Below are 8,152 nucleotides of genomic sequence, written 5' to 3'. Positions count from 1 at the left end.
AGAAGTACAGCGGCAATATGGATTCGGGCGACCAAGTGGATACCTACCTCATCCGGCAGAAGGACAAGGAAGTCTGGATTCAGGTGAAGCCCGGCGAAACCTACATGAACATCAACGTGACCGAGCGGGCTGCCATGCCCCAGCAGGTGTCCGTGCTGCCCGCCGACGAGCTAAAAAAAACTAGACGCTGAGGGCCAGGTGGCGCTCTACGTGAACTTCGACACGGATAAAGCCAGCATCCGGCCCGAGTCGGGGCCTACGGTGGCTGAGGTGGTAACGCTGCTGCGCCAGAACCCCACGCTGCGCCTGGCCGTGCAGGGCCACACCGACAACGCGGGCACACCGGCCCACAACCAGCAGCTGTCTGAGGCCCGCGCCCAGTCGGTGGTGGCTGCTCTCACCGCCGCCCGCATCAGCCCCGCCCGCCTGCAGGCCGCCGGTTTCGGCCAAACCCAACCCCTGGCCGACAATGCCACCGAAGCCGGCCGCGCCCAGAACCGCCGCGTGGAATTGGTGAAACGGTAAGTGGGCGGGCGGCGAGGTAGCGGCTAAAGGTTTTCCGAAGGCCGAACACATGTATAAGCAGAAAGCCCCTGGTATCCACATGGACATCAGGGGCTTGCTGCTTGTTCTACGAGCTGTTTTGTTGCGCCGCGTAGAAATCAGGCCTTCATAAGGGCCTGCCAGAGGCGGCGGCGGGTGGGGCCGTGGTTGCGGAGGATTCGGCGCACGGGCACTATGGCGGTAAGCGTAACCACCAGCGCCAGGGCTATGCGCGCCCACCACCAGGGCATGAAATAGAGGGCGAGGGCGGTCAGCATGGTGATGATGTTGATGAGCGTGGAAGCGTTATGGCGCATGGTACTGAACGTGACGGCCTCGCGCACCGGCTTCGCCTTGGCAACGCTGCCCCACAGGCCCAGCGCCAAGGCTGGCGCAGCAGTTAAAGGCAACAGCAACAGATAATGCCACATGAAGCGTGGAAACAAAACCAGCAGAAAAACAGCGGCAATCAGGCATTCAACCAGCATGATGGGTACGGCGAGCCGCAGGTACAGCGCCAGCAGCCGCCGGGTCAGGCCCAGGCGCTCCAGTTCGTTGGCCGTCGCCGTCCAGATGTAGCCCAGCAAGTTGTTGTTGATGTACGTAAAGCCGACAATCGGCAGAAGGGCGAAGTAGAAGACGGGGCGGATAACTACCTCCTGGTTGTCGTTACTGCGGAGCATGTAGGCACAAAAGACCAGAAACCCAATTTTCATCGCCATTCCCATGAGCAGAGCCGGCTTGGTTTTATGGATGTATAGCTTCCACTCGGGCGAGAGGCGGGCCAGCCAGCGGCCGTTGGCACCGGGGGCATGTGCCGGCTCGGCCATGTAGCGGGCACTGAACCAGGGGGCCACCAGCCACAGCGCCGCCGCCCATAGCAGCAGCGGCCCAGCCACGGCCAGCGCGCGAAGCCAGCCAGCCAACGGGCCAGTTACCATCTCAAACTCCCGGCTCAGCCAGAGCGCCGCCGCGCCCAGGCACAGCAGGTTCAGCCAGAACAGCGGATGCTGCCAGCGCCCCACCGACAGCAGCAGCCGCAGGTTGAAGCTCAGGGCCGTCGCACTCAGCCACACCAGCAGGCTCAGGCCCAGCGGCCGCCAGTATTCCGGGGAAGCCACCAGCGCCGCCAGCAGAAACAGCAGCAGTAGCCCCCGCCGCACCGATACCACATCGAGCACGAATGCCGTAGTGGCATTCAGGCGGGCTGATACGGGCAGCGGCTCGGGCAACGGCCGTTGCACGGCCCGGTAGGAGGGCAGAAAGTCGGCCAGCAATGCCGTGGCAAACAGCACCCCATTGATGGCGGCCAGCAGCTTCGGGAGCGTGTCGGCCGGCAGGTTGTCGTGGTGGCGCAGCAGGTAGCCCAGTACCAGTCCGTAGATGACTGATAGTAGCCCCAGCAGCCCCATGGTTGCCTGGCTCCCGGCCCCGGCAGGCCAGAACACGGCCCGCAGCTGCCGGCCCAGCAGGTAAGGCAGAAAGTGGCCTAACCGGCCTGATGCGTGAGCCATGTGAGGTCGTGGGTGGAAGTGGTGGGGGCCAGCAGCTGCAATAGCGCGTCGGAGAGGATGGTTTCGCGGCCGGCCATGAATTCGGCCCTGGTGCCCCAGAACTTCACTTCGGCCTCATCGATAATGAGCAGGTGGGTGGCTACCTGTTCGAGGTGGGCCAGGTTGTGCGAAGAAATGAACGTGAGGGCCTGGGGGCGGTAGCTGGTGAGTAGGGCCAGCACCCGCTCGGCCGAAAACACGTCGAGGCCGTTGAGCGGCTCGTCCAGTATCAGCAGCTCGGGTCGGTGCAGCAGGCAGGCGGCCAGGGCCACCTTCTGCTTCATGCCGGTCGAATAGGCGCTCAGCTGCTTGTGGCGCACCTGCTCAAACTCTTCCAGCAAGTGCCCCAGCAGGCTGGCAATGCGCGGGGCCGCCTCGGGCAGCTCATAAATGCGGGCCACAAACTGCAGGTACTCTTCGGCCGTGAGCTGCTCGACGAGGTGGCCCTGGTTGATGAGCGCACCGATGCGCCGCTTGACGGCCAGCGGAAACGTCTCGCCCAGCTCCTGCCCATCGAGCACAATGCTGCCCGAAGTAGGCAGCAGCACATTCACCAGTAGGTTGAACAGGGTGCTTTTGCCGGCTCCGTTGCGGCCCACTACGCCCACGCAGTATCCCGTTTCGGCCCGCAGCGTCAGGTCGCGCAGTACCGTTTTCGGCCCAAACGATTTGGTCAGATTTCGTAATTCTAATTCCATTGCGTAGCAGGATTGCGTATCGAATGCTGGTGCAGCCCGCACCGTAGCCCCGGCAAGTTAAAGCAGCTGCCCGAAAGCAGTGCGTATGCCGGCTGGTTCTGGTAACAGCCCCAACAACCGAAAAGCCCCTGGCATCCGGGCGGGTGTCAGGGGCTTTTCAATTGGCAGGTTGCATTGGCTACCGCTGCCGGCAGCCGGCGTAGTTGCGCACTTTGGTGTACTGAAACGAGAAGTCGGCCAGGTTGCGGTTGTCGGTCACGAACAGGGCGTAATCGGCGAAGTCGCGGGCCTCGGTGGCGTACCAGAGGCCAACGCGGTCGGCAAACAGCTTGTTGGTTTCCGGGTACACCAGCAAATCGGCAAAGGCTTCTTCAGGTTCAATGTACACCGTGGCAAAGCAGAAGCCGCGCCGCCGCGGGTCGCGCTCCAGATACACCGAGCCGTAGATGCGGCAAGGGTCGATGGAGCCCACCACGGCCGCTGCCGGCGCCAACGGCACCCGCGGAGCCGCCGCAAACGGATTCAGTGCCAGCAAACCGGAAACGAGGAAGGGGAGAAGCATGGTGGTTGAAGCTTAATTGGTGGAGCTTAGTGCTTAGGCCGGTTACAAAAGCGCCGCTTCATAAATGATACCGAATTCAACTAAGCTCTAAACCTAGAACACGCAAGTTGCGACGTAAGGATGCTGACACGGTGTAGGGGCGGGGCTTGCCCCCGCCCGCCATTCGCGCCGCTTCAATAATAGTTGTTCAATAGGAATCGTTCAACGGCGGGCGGCGACAAGCCCCGCCCCTACGCCGTGCTGACAGCCGTAATCCGCAACTAAAACGACTTGATAATGTCGGTGAAGTCGCGCGACTTGAGGGCCGCACCGCCGATGAGGCCGCCGTCGACGTCGGGCTGGCTGAACAGCTCGCGGGCGTTTTGGGCGTTGCAGGAGCCGCCATAGAGGATGCTCGTGGCCAGGGCCGCCTTGGCGTCGTAGGCACGGGCAATCTGCTCGCGGATGAAGGCGTGTACCTCCTGGGCCTGCTCGCTGGTAGCCGTTTTGCCGGTTCCGATGGCCCAAATGGGCTCGTAGGCCACGGTTACCTGGTCGAACTCCTCGTTGGAGAGGTGGAACAGGCCGTCCTGGAGCTGCTTTTCGAGGTGCTTGAAAGTGTCGCCCTGCTCGCGGGTTTCCAGCGTTTCGCCCACGCAGAAGATGGGCTTGAGGCCGGCGGCCAGTGCCGCTTTCAGCTTCTGGCTCAGCAGCTCGTCGTCCTCGCGGAAATACTGCCGCCGCTCCGAGTGGCCCAAAATCACGTACTCGCAGCCCACCGACTGCAGCATAGCGGCCGATACCTCGCCGGTAAACGCGCCGCTGGCTTTCTGGTGGCAGTTCTGAGCACCAAGATGGAAGCTGCCGCCCTGGGGAATGAGCTTGCCCACCGGCAGCAGAAACGGGAACGGCGGGCACACAACTACCTCCACCGCGGGAGTGCCAGTGGTTTCGTCCTGCACCATGTGTACAATCTCGGAAATAAGGGCCTGGGCCTCGGGCAACGTGGTGTTCATCTTCCAGTTGCCGGCCACCATATTCTTGCGCATCGCGGGAGTTTTTTAAGGTGAGAGTTGGAGGCGCAAGTTAGGGCTTGCCCGCTTACCCCACTGCGGGCCCACGCTGGGCCGCCCACACCAGCCCCAGCGCCCCAACGGCCACTACGGCCGCGGCCAGCAGCGCCGCGCCAGCCAAAAACTGCGTATCGGGCACCCCATTGCGGGCCACCCAGATGCCCACCAGGCCCCAGGCAACGGCGGCCGGGTAAGCCAACTCCCGAAACCGGTTGGTTATGTTCAGGGCCAGGCCGGCCACAATTCCCATCAGAATAATGCCCCACTCTAGGCCCTTGGCTGGCCCTGGCTGCCAGTATTGCCCCAGCGCCACCGTTGCATTCACCACCAGCGCCACCGAAATCCAGCCCAGGTACAGCCCGAACGGCAGGTTTACCCACAGCGGCACGGTAGCCGGCTCGTGGCGGGCCTGCCGCCGCAGCCGCCCGTAGGCCAGGGCCAGCGCCGCCAGTATGCCCACCATTACCAGCGCGCTCAGCGGCAGCAGCTCGTAGGCGAAAATCACCAGCCAGCCACCCGTCAGCACGTTTACCAGCACCAGCGGCCGGGCCAGTAAATCGGGCAGCGGGTTGCGGCGCTGCTGCGGCAATAGCTGCCACACTGTATAGGCTAGCAGACTCAGGAAAATCACTCCCCAGATGCTGAACGCGTAGCCGGCCGGCGTAACCGGCGTGGGGTACTTGCCCGATACCACGGCATTCGTCTGCCCATTGAACGGGTAAGCCTGCGACACGTAGTTGAGCGTGATATTGCCCACCGTAGCGACGGCGGCCGCCCAGCGCCAGGCGCGGCCGGTAGTGGCAGGGGCTTCGATAGTAGAGGTAGCTGTATTCATGCCGCCAATAACCGCAAAATCCGGCGTTTGTAGCGTGCAGGGTACTGTGAACGAGTAGGGGCGGGGCTTGTCCCCGCCCGCCGCATGCACGATGTGTTGGAAGCCAAAGAACGACCACATAATGTTCTATGAACGAGTAGGGGCGGGGCTTGTCCCCGCCCGCCGCATACACAGAACCCAATAGGAATCGTTCAACGGCGGGCGGGGACAAGCCCCGCCCCTACCTGTTCTTACAGCTTCTCGGCTAAAAACTTCGCCGTGGAGTTCGTGTCTTTTAGCTTGATGAATTGCTCGGGCGTGCCTTCGAACAGCAGGTAACCGCCGTTCAGGCCGCCTTCGGGGCCGAGGTCAATCAACCAGTCGGCGCACTTGATGATGTCCATGTTGTGCTCGATGATGAGCACCGAGTTGCCCTGCTCGACCAGCGCGTTGAGGGCCAGCATGAGCTTGTTGATGTCGTGGAAGTGCAGGCCGGTGCTGGGCTCGTCGAAGATGAACAGGATTTTATCGTTCTGCAGCGTGTTGCCCTTGGTCAGGAATGAGGCCAGCTTCACGCGTTGGGCCTCGCCGCCGCTATTCTATCACTATACGTTGAGCTAACAGTTCAGAACCAGCTTGCAGCTGTAGTATGTAAACGCCAGCAGGCAACCCACGTACATTGAAGTCTAGGCGCGCACCAGCAGCAGGCAGAGACGCAGTTTGCCGGCGTACGACTTGGCCCAGGATATTGAGCAGCGTGGCTTGCACCTGCTTGGCACCGCGTACGGCCGGCAATAACAAGACAAAACTCTGATAGGCAGGATTAGGATAAAGTTTTATGGTGGCGGTATTCAGGGCTGCCCCGGTTGCAGTGGGTATAAGTGGTTCAAAACGCAATGAGAAGCGACCATTCATAGGTCCTGCTGCGGCTGCAAAGGTATAGCGTAGTTGCTGGCTTAAGTTAACGTTCTGTCCGGTTAGCGCGTCGTGCAGGGACACAGTAGCGGTGTTCAGGTTCACTAGCCGGGTTGCTTCCAACGTGTACTCATCGGCCTGTGGCAGGAACAGTGCCAGTGGTACTGCTACCATGCCAGTCAGTAAAGGCAGAGCATTGATAGACTGTTCTATACCTGCTGCCAAAGTCCAAAGAGTGGGAGTGATGTTGGCGCCGTACTGCATTTTTAACGCATCAAAGCGCGCATCCATACCAGCAGTAGCTCCTGACTCGAAGTATACGTATGTCTCATCTGCCGAGGCAGAGCCAGCGCGGGCCAGAGTTAGCTGCAGTAAGGGCCGGGTTTCAGTGCCACGCTGTACAGGGGGCTCCTGCCCGAATGTGGCGACGCGGGCGGCATTGGGCAGCGTCAGATTCACTACAGAGTTGGGCTGACTCACACGCACGAAAAAGCCCTGGCCCAGCGGTAGTATAGGATTGCCGATACCGTTGATGTAGCTACGATACCGGCCGCTATACTGTCCGGTGCTTTGGTATACGTACACCGCGGCGTCGAGGCCCGCAGGCACGGGTACCTGGCGCCAATCCAGCGGCGCGGGAAACGGATTGCCCAGCAGCTGCCAGCCTGCCTCGGTATCGGCACCGCGGTTCAGCGTCAGTGCCACGTCGCTTTGATTTGGTATCCCCCGAAAACTAATAATGCTACTGGCAGGCAGATTCACAGTGTAGCCCCGCCCCACCGTTAGCGCGTCACTCAGTGTAGTCGGCGACGTCCATCCTTTATCGAACGAATTTGAGGCTACGGCCGGGCTGCTGGCTAATCGGGTTTGGTCATAGCTGAATACCGTAGGAAAAGGGGAAACACTACCAGGCAAGCTGGCCTCATTGTAAGCCGGATTGACGATAGGAGCAAAGCCGTTCGTGCTCAACATACTGACAGTCGCCGTCTGTATCGGCGAGGTCAGATGGCGGTAGCCACTGCCTGGGTTCAGGCTCGGCTCTATGCTACGCTGAATGACAATGGGTTTGGTGATGAGGGGCCCCGGCGGCACGGCATTCGTGGTCTGGTCTACCATCAGCGCAGTTCCCCGCATTGGGTCTGAGAGTAGCATGAGCGTACGGGCCGGACCCGATAGAAAGGCCGGGTCGATAATGGTACTGTTGTTGGTGCCCAGCACCTGGGCAACGCTCACGTCGCTTTCCAGCGCCAGGATATTGTTGCCGGGTGCGCCCTGCACATTCGTCACATTGGCCAATAGGCTCCGGACCCGTGCGGGCAGTCCGGAGCCGGTCCGCTGCACGACGGGCACGGCCTGAAAACGGATAAAAGCATTGTAAACGTAGTTGGCGTCGGGACTGTACAAGCGGTTAGTCGAGCGGATGCTTCCCCCATTGGGCGAAGTGCTGCCCGCAGCCATAATTCCGAAAGCGTCTCCAATTTGCAGGGTGCCGCCGGCCTGCAGCTCAAAAGTATTACCGCCTACCAGCCATTCGTTGGTAATTAGGGTGCCACCGTCTTCTATGAGTAGCGTACCTACTACCGCTACGTTGGCCCGCATGGTAGCCCTGCCGCCCCGGGCTATGGTCAGGTTATTGTACGGGCCACCGATGTCCTGAGCCGATGTTATCGTTACAGTCTGCGCCGTGGCTACGGATGCTAGTAGCAACAGCACTACCAGCTTGATAGCGAAGTACAACCGACGATAATCAATAATAATTAGTGGTGTTTTCATAGGAGTAAGTGTAGCGAAAGTGAGCCTCATTAACCAAATGTGGCCGAGTTATGTGGGAATAGCAAAGCAGTGGTATTATATTAAAAATAGTGAATTTTCTGGTGACTACCTAGCACTATTTTTATCTGTTTTTATGACGCATAGGCCTTGAAGTAGCTCGATGTTTCGCCTTTATGCCGGATCATATTGGCGTTAGTCTGCTTCTGCATCACGATACAGGCAGTTTGCCCGGCCGTATTAAA

The 8,152-nt window shown here is 60.5% G+C and carries 8 protein-coding genes and 1 pseudogene; 2 read left to right on the top strand and 7 right to left on the bottom strand.

The window, feature by feature from the left end:
* On the top strand, window positions 1-191 hold a 191-nt coding region (locus tag HW554_RS20460), incomplete at its 5' end, for a hypothetical protein (RefSeq protein ID WP_218134800.1).
* A 19-nt stretch (window positions 192-210) separates the two neighbouring features.
* Window positions 211-525, top strand: a complete 315-nt coding sequence (locus HW554_RS20455; RefSeq protein WP_218134798.1) for an OmpA family protein — start codon at window positions 211-213, stop codon at window positions 523-525.
* 137 nt (window positions 526-662) lie between these two features.
* Here the strand turns inward: HW554_RS20455 and HW554_RS19825 are convergent, their stop codons facing one another.
* The 7 genes and pseudogenes from HW554_RS19825 to HW554_RS20780 form a co-directional block, all read right to left on the bottom strand.
* Window positions 663-2,057: a hypothetical protein gene (locus HW554_RS19825; protein ID WP_176910265.1), complete on the bottom strand. Its 1,395-nt coding sequence runs from the start codon at window positions 2,055-2,057 to the stop codon at window positions 663-665.
* A complete protein-coding gene (locus HW554_RS19820) occupies window positions 2,033-2,794 on the bottom strand; it encodes an ABC transporter ATP-binding protein (protein ID WP_176910264.1) in 762 nt (253 codons plus the stop codon). The genes HW554_RS19825 and HW554_RS19820 overlap by 25 nt, the downstream gene beginning before the upstream one ends.
* 178 nt (window positions 2,795-2,972) lie before the next feature.
* A complete protein-coding gene (locus tag HW554_RS19815) occupies window positions 2,973-3,356 on the bottom strand; it encodes a DUF6150 family protein (RefSeq protein WP_246285524.1) in 384 nt (127 codons plus the stop codon).
* 260 nt (window positions 3,357-3,616) lie between these two features.
* On the bottom strand, window positions 3,617-4,384 hold the full coding sequence (gene tpiA, locus HW554_RS19810; protein ID WP_176910263.1) for a triose-phosphate isomerase: 768 nt from the start codon (window positions 4,382-4,384) through the stop codon (window positions 3,617-3,619).
* Between the two features lie 52 nt (window positions 4,385-4,436).
* Window positions 4,437-5,363 carry a tryptophan-rich sensory protein gene (locus HW554_RS19805; RefSeq protein ID WP_176910262.1) on the bottom strand — a complete coding sequence of 309 codons (927 nt, stop codon included), beginning with the start codon at window positions 5,361-5,363 and terminating at the stop codon, window positions 4,437-4,439.
* A 110-nt stretch (window positions 5,364-5,473) separates the two neighbouring features.
* A pseudogene (locus HW554_RS19800) lies at window positions 5,474-5,818 on the bottom strand (excinuclease ABC subunit UvrA); the annotation flags it as partial.
* The gene (locus HW554_RS20780; protein ID WP_246285526.1) at window positions 5,817-6,137 is read right to left on the bottom strand and encodes a T9SS type A sorting domain-containing protein; all 321 of its coding nucleotides are present in this window, start codon (window positions 6,135-6,137) and stop codon (window positions 5,817-5,819) included. The pseudogene HW554_RS19800 and the gene HW554_RS20780, both read right to left, overlap by 2 nt.
* Window positions 6,138-8,152 lie beyond the last annotated feature (2,015 nt).

This window comes from Hymenobacter lapidiphilus, assembly GCF_013377885.1.
In the GTDB taxonomy this organism is placed as follows: Bacteria; Bacteroidota; Bacteroidia; order Cytophagales; family Hymenobacteraceae; genus Hymenobacter; species Hymenobacter lapidiphilus.
The sequence above is the reverse complement of the archived record's forward strand: the minus strand, read 5'-3'. Positions and strand labels throughout refer to the sequence as shown.